The sequence below is a fragment of the Streptomyces sp. NPDC005151 genome (assembly GCF_053599875.1).
Genome location: NZ_JBSFYR010000020.1, coordinates 51817 through 67955 on the forward strand (window position 1 = coordinate 51817; position 16139 = coordinate 67955).

Below are 16139 nucleotides of genomic sequence, written 5' to 3' on the forward strand. Positions count from 1 at the left end.
CCTCCCTCTACTTCTTGGGTCCGGGGACGGTGGTCAGCAGGGGTTTGGGCGAGGTCTCGCCGGGTGGTGCACCGATCGCGGTGACCGTGAACACGAGGGCGAGGGCCGCGGCCAGCCCGATGGCGGCGGCGATGACGGCACGCATGCTCGGCCTCCCGGAGAGCGCAGACCTGACAGGGCGTCAGAGTTGGGGCACCGTAGCAATGAAGACGCGAGATGAGAACACGTGAAGCAGCCCCTGTGCCGGGTGGTGGCACAGGGGCTGCTTGAGGACGCGGTACGGCTCCGGGGCCGCCGTCAGGCGGCGGGCGCCTCAACGTCGAGCTCGATGACGACGGTGGCGCCGCCCTCGGTGGTCAGGCGGAGCCTGTACGTGCCCGTGGTGTCGTCGGCGTAGATCTTCGGGAGCGTCAGCGTGCCGTCGGCGCCGGTCTTCAGGTCCGTCAGGGTGCGGACCGTGTTGCCGTCCGCGTCCTTGAAGTACGGGCCCTTGTCGTTCTCCACCGGCGCGTCCCCGTCGGTGATCATCGTCGCGGTGACGGCGACACCGGACGCGATCGCACCCCGGTACGTCGCCTTGACCGCGACGGTGTCGGCGAAATCGGCGCCGGGGGCGGCGGTCAGTGCCTTGTCGTCGGTCCTGGCGATCGCGTCGGCCTGCCGGGCCGTCACGGTCGCGGTGTACGGGACAGCCGGCAGCGAACGTCCGGTGGCGATGGCCCGGACCGTGAACCGGCCCGTCCTCTCGCCCGCTTGCAGCACCGGAGCCGTCACCGTGCCGTCGGCACCGGTGGCCAGGGTGACCGAGCTCTTCCCGCCCTCGAAGCGGGCGTCGGTGTCACCGGCGATGGTGAATGTGACGGACACCTTGGCGAGCGGGCCGCCCAGACTGTTCTTCGCCCGCACCTTGATCCGTTCGGCGAACGCGTCGCCCGCGGTGGCGGTCAGCTTGCCGGTGCCCGCGTTCTCCACGGCGCCGAGGGTCTGCGCCGGTGGCGGCTTGGGAGACGGCTCGGGGCTCGTCGAACCGCCGCCCGACTTCGGAGGCTTCGGGTCCGGCTTCGGGTCCGGCTTCGGATTCGCGGGCGGGGTCGGCGACGGGGAGGTGCCGGGGTTCGGGCTCGGGTCCGTACCACCGCCGGGGGGCGGCGGGACGACGCCGCTGCCGTCGGGGACCTCGTGCGTGCCGCGCCTGTAGTAGTCGAACCAGGAACGGACGGTACGGAGGTATTCGTTCGAGTGGTTGTAGCTGAGGACCGCCCGGTCGAGATCGGCCGCCACCGCCAGGTCGCGCGACCCGGCGCAGAGATAGCGCCCGGCGGCGAGCGCCGCGTCGTAGATGTTGTTGGGGTCCTTGCGGCCGTCGCCATTGCCGTCCTGGCCCCACGTCGCCCACGTCGACGGGATGAACTGCATCGGGCCGACCGCACGGTCGTGCGTCGAATCCCCGTCGTACGCCCCGTTGTCGGTGTCCTTGATCATGGCGAAGCCCTGACCGTTGAGGACCGGGCCGAGAATCGGGGAGAACGTGGTGCCGTTCGCGTCGACCCGGCCGCCGCGGGCCTGGCCGGACTCGACCTTCCCGATCGCGGCGAGGAGCTGCCACGGCAGCCGGCAGGCCGCGTCGGTGTCCGCGAGAGACCGCTCGGCCTTCTTGTACGCGGCCAGAACCGAAGCCGGTATGCCCGATTGCGCACTGCCGGTGATCGGCAGATTCGTCGACGTACCAGGCTTGTTGGGGCTGACCAGCGGGGGCAGGTCCGTGTAGTACGGCGAGTTGCCGGTGGCCGCGGGGTCGTCGGACGATGTGGAACCGGCGGCCGGCTGCTCACCACCGATGCCGCCGCCGTCCGATGCGAGTACCGCACCGGGGCCCTGCGAGGCGGCGAGCGCCGCCACAGCAACTGCGGCCACCGCAGTGGTGGTCGCCCCTCGGTACAGTCGGCGGCCGAATTGCGCTGCCATACGTCTGGTCCCTCCCCGTCGACGGCTGCCCACGCTCCCCAGCGCAAGGACTCAGGCGACCCTACGGCAACTTGTGCCGCTCGAACACAGTGACCTGACCGCTTCTTACCGGTATTTCACGTTGCAGACCGCAAGTTGTACAGGAGGCGTCGACTGTGTGCATCGGACGAGCACCGGATCGCCGCCCGGCGTACTCGCGCATACTTGCCGCCATGCCGTTCACCCTGAGCCATGCCGCCGCCGTCCTCCCAGTGGTCCGCCGGAACGGCACCGCGCGCGGGCCGCTCCTCGCCTCGGCACTCGTCGCCGGTTCGTTCGCCCCCGACATGACGTACTACGCGGACACGGCGATCCCCGGCGCCATGGAGTTCGGGGAGGTCACCCATACGGTGTGGGGTGTGTTCACGGTGGACGTGCTCATCACCGCGGCGCTCGTGGCGCTGTGGCTGCTGCTGCGCGAACCACTGGTGGCACTGCTGCCGCAGCCCTGGCAGGGGCGCCTGTACACCTTCGTACGCGGAGAGCGGCGCGGCCCGTGGGGGGTGCGCAACGGTGCCTGGTTCGTCCTGTCGGCGGTCCTCGGGGCGGGCAGCCATGTGGTGTGGGACGCGTTCACCCATCACGACCGGTGGGGCACCCGGCTGGTACCGGTGCTCAGTGAGAGCGCCGGCGGATTCCCGGTGTTCCAGCTTGTGCAGTACGGCAGTTCGGCCGTGGCGCTGACCGTCCTCGCCTGGTTCACCGTGTCGGGACTGCGGCGGACCGGAACCCGGCCCGCCCCGCCGTCCGCACCCGTCCTCGACCACCGGGACCGGTGGTACGCGGGCGCCCTGCTGAGCCTCTGCGTGCTGCTCGGCATCGTCCACCGGTGCGCCCGCTGGTACGCGTACTTCGGGCACATCGACACACCACTGGACATCATCCCCACCGCCTGCTTCGGCGCCGGAGCCGGCCTCGCCGTCGGACTGGTGCTGTACGGGGTATGGATACACCTCCGGGAACGGAGGCGGAACCGGCCGCCCACCGGGGCCGGGGATCCCGGCCGCCGGACGGACCTGGTATCGAGCCCGCCCGGCGACTGAGCACCGTACGACTGCCGGGACCGCCCCGCTCACGTCAGTGCGCGGCGGACTCCCAGTCCGCACCCACGCCGACCGACACATCCAGCGGGGCACGCAGCTGCACCGCCGTCGACATCTCGTGGCGCAGGATCTCCTCCACCTGCTTCCGCTCGCCCTTGGCGATCTCCAGCACGATTTCGTCATGGACCTGGAGCAGCATCCGGGACTTCAACTGCGCCTCGGTGAGCGCCCGGTCGACCTGAAGCATGGCGACCTTGACGATGTCCGCCGCCGTGCCCTGGATCGGTGCGTTCAGCGCCATCCGCTCAGCCGTCTCGCGGCGCTGCCGGTTGTCGCTGTTCAGGTCCGGGAGGTAGCGGCGCCGCCCGAAGACCGTCTCCGTGTAGCCGGTGGCCCGGGCCTCCTCCACCACCCGGTGCAGATAGTCACGGACCCCGCCGAACCGCTCGAAGTACGTGTCCATCAGTCCGCGCGCCTCGCCCGCCTCGATGTTCAGCTGCTGCGACAGACCGAACGCGGAGAGCCCGTACGCGAGCCCGTAGCTCATGGCCTTGATCTTGCGGCGCATCTCCGCGTCGACAGCGGACTTGTCGACACCGAAGACCTGCGAGGCGACCGTGGTGTGCAGGTCCTCACCGGACGTGAACGCCTCGATCAGCCCCGCGTCCTCCGACAGGTGGGCCATCACCCGCAGTTCGATCTGGCTGTAGTCGGCCGTCATCAGCGTCTCGAACCCGTCGCCGACGACGAAACCGCGCCGGATCGCCCGGCCCTCGTCCGTCCGGACCGGAATGTTCTGCAGATTGGGGTCGGTCGACGACAGCCGGCCGGTCGCCGCGACCGTCTGGTTGAACGTCGTGTGGATACGGCCGTCCGCCGCGATCGTCTTGACCAGGCCCTCGACCGTCACCCGCAGCTTCGCCTGCTCGCGGTGGCGCAGCATGATGATCGGCAGCTCGTGCTCCGTCTGCACCGCCAGCCACGCCAGCGCATCCGCGTCCGTCGTGTAACCCGTCTTCGTCTTCTTCGTCTTCGGCAGCCCCAGCTCACCGAAGAGAACCTCCTGAAGCTGCTTGGGCGACCCGAGGTTGAACTCACGGCCCACCGCGGCGTGTGCCTCCTTCACCGCCTGCTGCACCGCGCCGGCGAACTGCTGCTCCATGCCTTCCAGATGCTCCCGGTCCGCTGCGATGCCGTACCGCTCCAGGCGGGCCAGCAGCGCGGACGTCGGCAGCTCCATGTCGTGCAGCAGCTCGGCGGCGCCGACCTCCTGCAGCCGCACGGTGAACGCCTCGCCCAGATCCAGGACCGCACGGGCCTGCGCCATCAGCGCCTCGGCCTCCGCCTGGTCGTCCGCACCGAACGCCAGCTGCCCGTCGGACGCCGCCGCGGGGGCCAGCTCCCGGCCCAGATACTCCACCGACAGGGCGTCCAGCGCGAAGGAACGGCGGCCGGGCTTGACCAGATACGCGGCCAGCGCCGTGTCCATCGTGACGCCGTCGACCTGCCAGCCGTGCTCCGGGAAGACCCGCATCGCACTCTTCGCGTTGTGCATGACCTTCGGCTGCCCGGCATCCGCGATCCAGGCGGCGAACGCCCGCTCGTCCGCCTCGTCGAGCCGCGCCGGGTCGAACCACGCCGCCGCCCCGTCCCCCGCCGCCAGCGCGATCTCCGTGACACTGCCGGTGCCCAGCGCCCACGTGTCCACCGAGGCGACACCCAGCGGCTGCCCGCCGTGCTCGGCCAGCCACGGCGCGAGCTCACCCGCACCCAGCACCGCACCGTCCAGCTCGATGCCCGCGGCAGGCGCCGGGGTCTCGTCCTCGGCAGCCCCAGGGTCCACGGCCAGCAGCCGCTCCCGCAGGCTCGGGTTACGGATCTCCAGCACATCCAGCACACCCGTGACCGCCGAGCGGTCGTACGGCGCACGCTCCAGATCCTGCGGAACCTTCGACAGCTCCACATCCCGGACCATCTCGGTCAGCCGCCGGTTCAGCTTCACCGACTCCAGATGGTCCCGGAAATTCTGCCCGGCCTTCCCCTTGACCTCGTCGGCGCGCGCGACCAGCTCGTCGAACGAACCGAACTGGTTGATCCACTTCGCGGCCGTCTTCTCACCGACCCCCGGGATACCCGGCAGATTGTCCGACGGGTCCCCGCGCAGCGCCGCGAAGTCCGGGTACTGCTGCGGCGTCAGCCCGTACTTCTCCTCGACCTTCTCCGGAGTGAACCGCGTCAGCTCCGACACACCCTTCGTCGGGTACAGCACCGTGACGTTGTCCGTGATCAGCTGGAACGAATCCCGGTCACCGGTGACGATCAGCACCTCGAAGCCGGCCGCCTCCGCCTGCGTCGCCAGCGTGGCGATCACATCGTCCGCCTCGAAACCGTCGACCGCGAAACGATCGGCATGCATCGCGTCCAGCAGCTCGCCGATCAGCTCGACCTGCCCCTTGAACTCGTCCGGCGTCTTCGAACGGGTCGCCTTGTACTCCGGGAACTCCTGCGACCGCCACGTCTTGCGCGAGACATCGAAAGCCACCGCGAAATGCGTAGGCGCCTCGTCGCGCAGCGTGTTCGCCAGCATCGACGCGAAGCCGTACACCGCGTTCGTCGGCTGCCCCGCCCCTGTCGTGAAATTCTCCGCAGGCAGCGCAAAGAACGCCCGGTACGCCAGGGAGTGCCCGTCCATCAGGAGCAGGCGCGGTCGGTTGTCTGCCGTCTTCTTCGATGCCGTCTCAGCCACGCCCCCGATCCTGCCACGGACCACCGACAATCCGGACCGCACACCACTCGCCCGGCACCCGCCCCGCACCGCGTGACACGATCGCCGGAGACAGAAGAACCCGGAAACACACCAAGCGACACCGCGCAGGTTCGCAGCTGGCTCAAAGGGGAGCAGACATGGCCACCAAGCCGCCCACCGGTGACCCGGTCCAGGACGCACCACACGTCGAACCGGCCCAGCACGCCGCCGCCGGACTGCCCGCCGTCGCCCACAGCCTGCGCATCGCCCAACAGCAGATGGGCGTCCGCCGCACCGCCCGGACCCTCCTCAAGGTCAACCAGAAGGACGGCTTCGACTGCCCCGGCTGCGCCTGGCCCGAGGGCGACGAACGGCACACCGCCGAATTCTGCGAGAACGGCGCCAAGGCCGTCGCCGAAGAAGCCACCCTGCGCCGCGTCACACCCGACTTCTTCGCCGCCCACCCCGTGGCCGACCTGGCCACCCGCAGCGGCTACTGGCTCGGCCAGCAGGGCCGCATCACCCAGCCGATGTACCTGCCCGAAGGCGCCGACCGGTACGAAGCAGTGACCTGGGACCACGCCTTCGAGATCATCGCCGGGGAACTGCGCGCCCTCGGCTCCCCCGACGAAGCGCTCTTCTACACCTCCGGCCGCACCAGCAACGAGGCCGCGTTCCTGCTCCAGCTGTTCGCCCGCGAATTCGGCACCAACAACCTGCCGGACTGCTCCAACATGTGCCACGAGTCCTCCGGCTCCGCCCTCACGGAGACCATCGGCATCGGCAAGGGCAGCGTCTCCCTCGAGGACCTCCACCAGGCCGACCTGATCATCGTCGCCGGACAGAACCCCGGCACCAACCACCCCCGAATGCTCTCCGCCCTGGAGAAGGCCAAATCCGCAGGCGCCAGGATCATCTCGGTGAACCCGCTCCCCGAAGCCGGCCTGGAACGGTTCAAGAACCCACAGACACCCCAGGGCATGATCAAGGGCACCGCCCTGGGCGACCTCTTCCTGCAGATCCGCATCGGCGGCGACCAGGCCCTCTTCCGGCTCCTCAACAAGATGATCCTGGAGACCGAAGGCGCCGTCGACAACACCTTCGTACGCGAACACACCCACGGGTACGAGGAATTCGCCGCCGCCGCCCGCGCCGCCGACTGGGACGAGACCCTCACCGCCACCGGACTCGACCGCGCCACCATCGAGCAGGCCCTCACCATGATCCTCGCCTCGAAGCGCACCATCGTCTGCTGGGCCATGGGCCTCACCCAGCACAAACACTCCGTCCCCACCATCCGCGAAGTCGTCAACTTCCTCCTGCTCCGCGGCAACATCGGACGGCCCGGCGCCGGAGTCTGCCCCGTCCGCGGCCACTCCAACGTCCAGGGCGACCGCACCATGGGGATCTTCGAACGCCCCGCCCCCGAATTCCTCGACGCCCTCGACAAGGAATTCGGCATCACCTCACCACGCCACCACGGCTACGACGTCGTCCGCTCCATCCAGGCCCTCCGCGACGGCGACGCCAAGATCTTCTTCGCCATGGGCGGCAACTTCGTCGCGGCCACCCCCGACACCACCGTCACCGAGGCCGCCATGCGCCGCGCCCGCCTCACCGTCCACGTATCGACCAAGCTCAACCGCTCGCACGCCGTCACCGGCACCCGCGCCCTGATCCTGCCCACCCTCGGCCGCACCGACAAGGACGTCCAGGCAAGCGGCAAGCAGTTCGTCACCGTCGAGGACTCCATGAGCATGGTCCACGCCTCCCGCGGCAACCTCACCCCCGCCAGCCCCCACCTGCTCTCCGAACCCGCCATCGTCGCCCGCCTCGCCCGCGCCGTCCTCGGCCCCGGATCCACCACCCCCTGGGAAGAGTTCGAGAAGGACTACGCAACGATCCGCGACCGCATCTCCCGCGTCGTCCCCGGCTTCGAGAACTTCAACGCCCGCGTCGCCCACCCCGGCGGATTCACCCTCCCGCACGCCCCGCGCGACTCCCGCCGCTTCCCCACCGCCACCGGCAAAGCCAACTTCACCGCGGCACCCGTCGAATACCCCGAACTCCCCGAAGGCAGACTGCTGTTGCAGACCCTGCGCTCCCACGACCAGTACAACACCACGATCTACGGCCTCGACGACCGCTACCGCGGCATCAAGGGCGGCCGCCGCATCGTCATGGTCAACCCCGACGACGCCCGCACCCTCGGCCTCACCGACGGCGCCTGCACCGACCTCGTCAGCGAATGGAAGGACGGCGTCGAACGCCGCGCCCCCGGCTTCCGCATCGTCCACTACCCCACCGCCCGGGGCTGCGCCGCCGCCTACTACCCCGAGACGAATGTGCTGGTCCCCCTCGGCTCCACCGCCGACACCAGCAACACCCCCGCGAGCAAGTCCGTCGTCGTCCGCTTCGAGAACATCAAGGGGTAGAACGTCCGGGGTCAGGACGCCCGGAGTCAGGGCGTCCGGGAGCAGAGCATCCGGAGATAATCCGCACACCCAGCTCACTAAGCGTTCGCTCAGTCGTCTGATAAGAACAATGCACACAGCAAGAAAACGATGAACCACCGCAGACGATCGGAGCCGGACCCCATGGGCGAGCACAGCACACCCAAGTTCCCCCAGGAGATCATCGACGAGTACGCCACCCTCGGCGTCGACCTGCCCGCACTCTTCTCCGCCGGACACCTCGGCGAACGCATGGGCATCCAGATCGTCGAAGCCTCCGCGGACCGCGTCGTCGGCACCATGCCCGTCGAAGGCAACACCCAGCCCTACGGGCTCCTGCACGGCGGCGCCTCCGCCGTCCTCGCCGAAACCCTCGGCTCCGTCGGCACCATGCTCCACGGCGGCGCCACCAAGCTCGCCGTCGGCGTCGACCTGAACTGCACCCATCACCGAGGGGTACGGAGCGGACTCGTCACCGGCACCGCCACCCCCGTACACCGCGGCCGCTCCACCGCCACCTACGAGATCGTCATCACCGACGAACAGGACAAGAGGGTCTGCACCGCCCGCCTCACCTGCCTGCTCCGCGACGCCCCCAAGGCGGCCGCCGCCTGACTGACCGACACCCGAACACACCTCTGCCCGGCCGGACCACAAATCCGGCCGGGCAGAGCCATATCCACCCACAACAACCCGCCCACACAAGACCGTTGAACAACCTCCATACCCAACACCCTTGACCCCGCAACCCCTTGTGTGGCCCACTCAGCAGCCACACGCAGCCCACGGACACCACAGGGCGTCGACCACACACCTCCCCGGCGTAACACTGCGTAACAAACGCGCAAAACCGGAGCGCCGCCGGGCAGCACACAGAACCCGGCCCCGCAGACACCGGGCACCCCGTCACGCCCTCACACCCCCCACCACGTGACAGCACCAAGATCGCCTCAAGCCCCTTAGCAGAGCTGCGCGTTCTCAGAATGCGGTCACTTCACCGTCCCGCAAAAAGCCGTACATGTCCCCACAGCCACCTCAAGCCTTCCTCAACGGCATAACAAGACAGTCACATCCTCCGCCGACCCATCCCCGACCCCGCCACCTGCGCCTAGAGTCACGGCCAGTCACCGCGCCGCCGGGTGCGTCTGCAGCACGGCCCTGTACCAACCCAGTACGGCCCGGCGACCGACACGGCACCTCAAGCAGAGGAGGCCGCGCCAGGGAAAGGACTTTTCGTGCGACACCGTTCTTTGCTCATCCTCACCACAGTGCTCACCACAGGAGCACTGACGCTCACCGCCTGCGGGTCGCGCGACGACAACAACAACAAGAGCAGCGGCGGCGGCGACACCCAGACCGTCGTCATCGGCGTCGACGCGCCCCTGACCGGCGACCTCTCCGCCCTCGGCCTCGGCATCAAGAACTCCGCCGACCTCGCCGCCAAGACGGCCAACAAGGACAAGACCGTCCCCGGCATCACCTTCGAGGTCCAGCCGCTCGACGACCAGGCGCAGCCCTCCGTCGGCCAGCAGAACGCCACCCAGTTCATCGACAACAAGAAGGTCCTCGGCGTTGTCGGCCCCCTGAACTCCGGCGTCTCCCAGTCGATGCAGAAGCCGCTCAACGACGCCGGCCTCACCCAGATCTCCCCGGCCAACACGGGCACCGAGCTGACCCAGGGCGACAACTGGAAGACCGGCGACAAGAAGCGCCCCTACAAGACCTACTTCCGCACCGCCACCACGGACCAGATCCAGGGCGCCTTCGCGGCGAAGTACCTCTTCAACAACGCGAAGATCAAGCAGGTCTACCTGATCGACGACCAGAAGCCCTACGGCGCCGGTCTCGCCGCCTCCTTCAAGGCGACGTTCACCGAGCTCGGCGGCAAAATCGCCGGCTCCGACCACGTCAACCCCGACGACCGTGACTTCAACGCCGTCGTCACCAAGGTCAAGAAGTCCGGCGCCAAGGCCGTCTACTACGGCGGCGAGTACCCCGCCGGCGCACCCCTGAGCCAGCAGCTCAAGGACAGCGTCCAGATCCCCCTCATGGGCGGCGACGGCATGTACAGCGCCGACTTCATCAAGCTCAACAAGAAGGCCCAGGGCGACATCGCCACCTCCGTCGGCAAGCCCGTCGAGGAGCTCGACTCCGCCAAGAAGTTCATCGCGGACTACCAGACGGCCGGCTACAAGGACGCCTACGAGGCCTACGGCGGCGGCACCTACGACGCCACCTGGGCCATCATCGAGGCCGTCAAGGCCGTCGTCGCCGCCAACGACGGCAAGCTCCCCGACGACGCCCGCGCCAAGGTCCTCGAGGCCGTCGGCAAGGTCAGCTTCGACGGCGTCACCGGCCCCGTCGCCTTCGACGAATTCGGCGACACCACCAACACCATGATGACCGCCTACCAGGTCGACGGCGGCAAGTGGGTCTCCAAGCTCAGCGAGGCCTACACGAAGGACTGACCAAGTCCTCCCGGTCAGACAGAACAAAGAAAACCAGACCGCGCGGGAGCGCTACCAGCGCTCCCGCGCGGTGCCATATCCGAACCACTCCACGGAGGCCCTGCGGTGAACGAACTGCCGCAACAGCTGGCCAATGGACTCATCCTCGGCGCGATGTACGGTCTCATCGCGATCGGCTACACGATGGTCTACGGAATCATCCAGCTCATCAACTTCGCCCACGGCGAGATCTTCATGATCGGAGGCTTCGGAGCCCTCACCGTGTACCTCTGGATGCCGGCCGGCTCCAACCTCCTCGCAATCGTCCCCCTCATGATCATCGGCGGCGTCATCTGCTCCGTCGCCATCAGCGTCGCAGCCGAACGCTTCGCCTACCGGCCCCTGCGCACCGCCCCCAGACTCGCCCCGCTGATCACCGCGATCGGACTTTCCCTCGCACTCCAGCAGGCCATCTGGAAGTGGTACCCCGACGCCACGAAGGACCACCCCTTCCCCCAGTTCAAGGGCGACGCCTTCGACATCCTCGGCGCCAACATCCAACGCGGTGACCTCTTCGTCCTCATCGCCGCACCCGTCTGCATGATCGCCCTCGGCCTCTTCGTCTCCAAGACCCGCTCCGGCCGCGGCATGCAGGCAACCTCGCAGGACCCCGACACCGCCAAGCTCATGGGCATCAACACCGACCGCATCATCGTCATGGCCTTCGCCATCGGCGCCGCGTTCGCAGCCGTCGCAGCCGTCGCCTACGGGCTCAAGAACGGCCAGATCGGCTTCCGCATGGGCTTCATCATGGGCCTCAAGGCGTTCACCGCAGCCGTACTCGGCGGCATCGGCAACATCTACGGCGCCATGCTCGGCGGAGTCGTACTCGGCGTCGCCGAATCCCTCGCCACCGGCTACATGAGCGACGTCCCCGGCATGGACCTCTTCGGCGGCGGCGCCTGGAAGGACGTATGGGCCTTCGTCCTCCTCATCGTCGTCCTGCTGCTCCGCCCCCAGGGCCTGCTCGGCGAACGCGTCGCGGATCGGGCGTGATACGGATGACCACCCAGAGCACACTCATCCCACTGCCCGCACCGATCGCCCGCCTCGCCACCATCGCAGGCGCCGCCATCGCCCTCGCCGGCACCTTCCTCGCCTGGACCTGGACCACCGACTTCCCCGGCGACCTCACCGTCACCGGCTACCCCGGCGGCCTCCAGATCCTCACCCTCACCAGCGCCGCCCTCACCCTCCTCTTCGCACTCAGCGGATACGGAATCCGAGGACTCCGCTGGCTCACCCCCGGCGGCACCAACAGCCCCGTCCGACTCCTCGCCCTCGGCACCCTCGGCACCACCGGCTACACCATGGGAGCCATCGCCTACGAGCTCGGCGGCGTCGTCAACCTCGAACCCGGCGCCTGGGTCAGCGGCATCGGCGCACTCATCGCCACCATCGCCGCACTCGCACTCCCCAGCGACGAACCACTCCCCCAGCACGAAACCCGGCCCAGCGCCTGGCAGCGCTTCCGCAACAGCCTCACCGCACCCGCGGCACCCCGCGCCAGAACACTCCCCGCCTGGGCCGAAATCCTCATCATCACCGCAGTCTTCGGCGCCATGCTGTACGTCTTTACCTACGGCATCGACATCCCCACCGAAGAATCCGAACAATTCATCGGCTTCCTCATCACCGCGGCCTTCGCGTTCACCGCAATCACCCGCGCCGGACTCATCTCCCGCATCACCGCACTGACCACGAAGCACCGCAACGTCGCCCTCACCGCAGCCCTGGTCGCAGCACTCTGCTTCCCCTTCACCCAGGACACCGCGGAATACGCCCTCATCGGCGTCAACATCCTCATCTTCGCGACCGTCGCCCTCGGCCTCAACGTCGTCGTCGGCCTCGCCGGCCTCCTCGACCTCGGCTACGTCGCCTTCCTCGGCGTCGGCGCCTACACCGCGGCCCTCGTCTCCGGCGCACCACTCGCCGCCATCGGCGTCCAGTTCCCCTTCTGGGCCGCCGTCCTCACCGGAGCCGCAGTCTCACTCGTCTTCGGCGTCCTCATCGGCGCCCCCACCCTCCGACTGCGCGGCGACTACCTCGCCATCGTCACCCTCGGCTTCGGAGAGATCTTCCGCGTCACCGTCAACAACCTCAACGGCAACAGCGGACCCGACCTCACCAACGGCTCCCAAGGCATCCCCAGCATCCCGGACCTCAACCTCCTCGGGATCGACTTCGGACTCAGCCACGACATCGGCCCCTTCACCCTCAGCAGGCCCGCCAACTACTACCTGCTGATGCTCGTCGTCACCGCCGTCGTTGTCCTCGTCTTCCGCCGCTCCGGAGAATCCCGCATCGGCCGCGCCTGGGTCGCCATCCGCGAAGACGAAACCGCCGCCACCGCCATGGGCATCAACGCCTTCCGGCTCAAGCTGCTCGCCTTCGCCCTCGGCGCGACCCTCGCCGGCCTCGCCGGCACCGTCCAGGCACACGTCAACTACACCGTGACGCCCGAGCAGTACCAGTTCGCCGGCTCCGTACCCCCCAACTCCGCCTTCCTCCTCGCCGCCGTCATCCTCGGCGGCATGGGAACCCTCAGCGGACCCTTCGTCGGCGCAGCCCTGCTCTACCTCATCCCGGCCAAACTCCAGTTCATGAAGGACTACCAGCTGCTCCTCTTCGGCATCGCGCTCATCCTCCTGATGCGCTTCCGCCCCGAAGGCCTCGTCGCCGACCGCAGGAAACAGCTCGAATTCCACGAGAACGACCCGATCGACGTACCGGAACCACGGCAGTCCGAAGAAACCGGCGCCGGCATCGCCAAGGCGGGGGCGTGACCACCATGACCACCACCACGAAAACCGCCACCACCGTCCTCGACGCAAGCGGCGTGACCATGCGCTTCGGCGGCCTCACCGCCGTACGCAACGTCGACCTCACCGTCAACGCAGGCGAAATCGTCGGCCTCATCGGACCCAACGGCGCCGGCAAAACCACCTTCTTCAACTGCCTCACCGGGCTCTACGTCCCCACCGAAGGCAAAGTCAGCTACAAAGGCACCGTCCTGCCGCCCAAGCCCCACCTCGTCACCCAGGCAGGCATCGCCCGCACCTTCCAGAACATCCGGCTCTTCGCCAACATGACCGTCCTGGAAAACGTCCTCGTCGGACGCCACACCCGCACCAAAGAAGGCCTCTGGTCCGCCCTCCTGCGCCTCCCCGGCTTCACCAAAGCCGAGAACGCCAGCCGGGAACGCGCCATGGAACTCCTGGAATTCATCGGCCTCCACACCAAGGCCGACCACCTCGCGCGCAACCTCCCCTACGGAGACCAGCGCAAGCTGGAAATCGCCCGCGCCCTCGCCAGCGACCCCGGACTCCTCCTCCTCGACGAGCCCACCGCCGGCATGAACCCCCAGGAAACCCGCGTCACCGAAGAACTCATCTTCGCCATCCGCGACCAAGGCATCGCCGTCCTCGTCATCGAGCACGACATGCGCTTCATCTTCAACCTCTGCGACCGCGTCGCCGTCCTCGTACAGGGCGAAAAACTCGTCGAAGGCACCTCCGACGTCGTCCAGAGCGACGAACGCGTCGTCGCCGCCTACCTCGGCACCCCCTTCGAAGGCGCCCCCGGCGCCGAAGAAGTCGCCGAAGTCGAAGCAGCGGAAGCCGAAGCACACGCCGAAGCCGCCGAGGCCGAAGCCGCGGAGACCGAACCCGCCGAAGCCGCGGAAGCCGAAGCCGCCACCGGCGACACCAGCACCGCCCGCACCGAAGAGGAGGACACCCGATGACCGCACTGCTCCAGGTCGAAGACCTCCGCGTCGCCTACGGCAAGATCGAAGCCGTCAAAGGTATCTCCTTCACCGTCGAAGCCGGCCAGGTCGTCACCCTCATCGGCACCAACGGCGCAGGCAAAACCACCACCCTGCGCACTCTCTCCGGCCTCCTCAAGCCCATCGGCGGCCAGATCCTCTTCGAGGGCAAACCTCTCACCAACATCCCCGCCCACAAGATCGTCTCCCTGGGCCTCGCCCACTCCCCCGAGGGACGCCACATCTTCCCCCGGCTGACGATCACCGAGAACCTCCTCCTCGGCGCCTACCTCCGCAACGACAAAGCAGGCATCGAAAAGGACATCCAGCGCGCCTACGACCTCTTCCCCATCCTCGGGGAACGAAGGAAGCAGGCAGCAGGAACCCTCTCGGGCGGCGAGCAGCAAATGCTCGCCATGGGCCGCGCCCTCATGTCCCAGCCCAAACTGCTCATGCTCGACGAACCCTCCATGGGCCTCTCCCCGATCATGATGCAGAAGATCATGCAGACCATCGTCGAGCTGAAGGCCCAGGGCACCACCATCCTGCTCGTCGAGCAGAACGCCCAGGCCGCACTCTCACTCGCCGACCAGGGCCACGTCATGGAGGTCGGCAAGGTCGTCCTCTCCGGCACCGGCCAGAACCTCCTCCACGACGAATCCGTCCGCAAGGCGTACCTCGGCGAGGACTGACCGACACCGCTCCACACGGAAGAGGCCCGCACCCCGATCGATCCGGGGTGCGGGCCTCTTCCCTACGTACCTACGCGGCTACTCGCCGTCCTTCGCCGCCCGCTTCTTCTCCTCGGCATCCTCGATCAACGCCTCGGCAAGCTGCTGCATCGACAGCCGACGATCCATGGACGTCTTCTGGATCCACCGGAACGCCGCCGGCTCCGACAGCCCGTAATCCGTCTGCAGAATGCTCTTCGCCCGGTCCACCAGCTTCCGCGTCTCCAGCCGCTGGGCGAGGTCCGCGACCTCGCTCTCCAGCGCCTTCAGCTCCGCGAACCGGGACACGGCCATCTCGATGGCCGGCACCACGTCGCTCTTGCTGAACGGCTTCACGAGGTACGCCATCGCACCGGCGTCCCGGGCCCGCTCGACCAGGTCGCGCTGCGAGAACGCGGTGAGCATCAGGACGGGCGCGATGGACTCCTCGGTGATGCGCTCGGCGGCGGAGATGCCGTCGAGGATCGGCATCTTCACATCGAGGATGACAAGGTCGGGCCTGTGCTCACGGGCGAGCTCGACCGCCTTCTCGCCGTCACCGGCCTCGCCGACGACCGCGTAGCCCTCTTCCTCGAGCATCTCTTTGAGGTCGAGGCGGATGAGAGCCTCGTCCTCGGCGATGACGACACGGGTCGTCAGCGGCGGGACGTGCGACTTGTCGTCGTCGGCGACGGGCTGGGGCGACTCGGGCGTGGTCACGGGGCTCCTCGTTGCGGGGCAGGTGCAGCTCCCTTGAGCCTACCCACCTGCGGTATGGTGGTCGCGCAGCGGGTCGAAGAGCACCTTCGATTCTGTGAGCCCCGGTAGTCCAATTGGTCAGAGACAATGGATTCAAAACCCATCCAGTGTCGGTTCGAGTCCGACTCGGGGCACTTTTCCTTCGATTCCA

General features: G+C 68.2%; 12 protein-coding genes and 1 tRNA gene. 9 read left to right on the forward strand and 4 right to left on the reverse strand.

Going from position 1 to position 16139, the window contains the following annotated elements:
* Window positions 1-7: 7 nt before the first annotated feature.
* Window positions 8-145, reverse strand: a complete 138-nt coding sequence (locus tag ACWD6R_RS13990) for an SPW_0924 family protein (RefSeq protein ID WP_266986840.1) — start codon at window positions 143-145, stop codon at window positions 8-10.
* Window positions 146-297: 152 nt separating this feature from the next.
* A complete protein-coding gene (locus tag ACWD6R_RS13995; protein WP_451818902.1) occupies window positions 298-1965 on the reverse strand; it encodes a lytic transglycosylase domain-containing protein in 1668 nt (555 codons plus the stop codon).
* A 212-nt stretch (window positions 1966-2177) separates the two neighbouring features.
* Between ACWD6R_RS13995 and ACWD6R_RS14000 the strand changes: the two genes are divergently transcribed.
* Complete coding sequence (locus ACWD6R_RS14000; RefSeq protein ID WP_451818903.1) at window positions 2178-3047, forward strand: DUF4184 family protein; 870 nt, start codon at window positions 2178-2180, stop codon at window positions 3045-3047.
* A gap of 34 nt (window positions 3048-3081) precedes the next feature.
* Here ACWD6R_RS14000 and polA read toward each other — a convergent pair whose 3' ends face one another.
* Window positions 3082-5793 carry a DNA polymerase I gene (polA, locus tag ACWD6R_RS14005; protein WP_451818904.1) on the reverse strand — a complete coding sequence of 904 codons (2712 nt, stop codon included), beginning with the start codon at window positions 5791-5793 and terminating at the stop codon, window positions 3082-3084.
* Between the two features lie 158 nt (window positions 5794-5951).
* Between polA and ACWD6R_RS14010 the strand changes: the two genes are divergently transcribed.
* The 7 genes from ACWD6R_RS14010 to ACWD6R_RS14040 all read left to right on the forward strand — a co-directional run bounded on the left by ACWD6R_RS14010 (window position 5952) and on the right by ACWD6R_RS14040 (window position 15211).
* The gene (locus ACWD6R_RS14010; RefSeq protein ID WP_451818905.1) at window positions 5952-8228 is read left to right on the forward strand and encodes an FdhF/YdeP family oxidoreductase; all 2277 of its coding nucleotides are present in this window, start codon (window positions 5952-5954) and stop codon (window positions 8226-8228) included.
* 162 nt (window positions 8229-8390) lie between these two features.
* Window positions 8391-8861: a PaaI family thioesterase gene (locus tag ACWD6R_RS14015; protein ID WP_451818906.1), complete on the forward strand. Its 471-nt coding sequence runs from the start codon at window positions 8391-8393 to the stop codon at window positions 8859-8861.
* 635 nt (window positions 8862-9496) lie between these two features.
* Window positions 9497-10714, forward strand: a complete 1218-nt coding sequence (locus ACWD6R_RS14020; RefSeq protein ID WP_451818931.1) for a branched-chain amino acid ABC transporter substrate-binding protein — start codon at window positions 9497-9499, stop codon at window positions 10712-10714.
* A 105-nt stretch (window positions 10715-10819) separates the two neighbouring features.
* Window positions 10820-11749, forward strand: coding sequence for a branched-chain amino acid ABC transporter permease (locus tag ACWD6R_RS14025; protein WP_406418472.1), 930 nt, complete (start codon window positions 10820-10822; stop codon window positions 11747-11749).
* A 5-nt stretch (window positions 11750-11754) separates the two neighbouring features.
* The gene (locus ACWD6R_RS14030; protein ID WP_451818907.1) at window positions 11755-13539 is read left to right on the forward strand and encodes a branched-chain amino acid ABC transporter permease; all 1785 of its coding nucleotides are present in this window, start codon (window positions 11755-11757) and stop codon (window positions 13537-13539) included.
* Window positions 13540-13544: 5 nt separating this feature from the next.
* Window positions 13545-14498: an ABC transporter ATP-binding protein gene (locus tag ACWD6R_RS14035; protein ID WP_451818932.1), complete on the forward strand. Its 954-nt coding sequence runs from the start codon at window positions 13545-13547 to the stop codon at window positions 14496-14498.
* On the forward strand, window positions 14495-15211 hold the full coding sequence (locus ACWD6R_RS14040; RefSeq protein ID WP_451818908.1) for an ABC transporter ATP-binding protein: 717 nt from the start codon (window positions 14495-14497) through the stop codon (window positions 15209-15211). Before ACWD6R_RS14035 ends, ACWD6R_RS14040 begins: the two co-directional genes overlap by 4 nt.
* Before the next feature lie 78 nt (window positions 15212-15289).
* Here ACWD6R_RS14040 and ACWD6R_RS14045 read toward each other — a convergent pair whose 3' ends face one another.
* Complete coding sequence (locus ACWD6R_RS14045) at window positions 15290-15949, reverse strand: ANTAR domain-containing response regulator (protein ID WP_451818909.1); 660 nt, start codon at window positions 15947-15949, stop codon at window positions 15290-15292.
* A 98-nt stretch (window positions 15950-16047) separates the two neighbouring features.
* On the opposite strand from ACWD6R_RS14045, the gene ACWD6R_RS14050 reads away from it, so the two are divergent.
* Window positions 16048-16122: transfer RNA gene (locus ACWD6R_RS14050), tRNA-Leu, on the forward strand.
* Window positions 16123-16139: the final 17 nt, after the last annotated feature.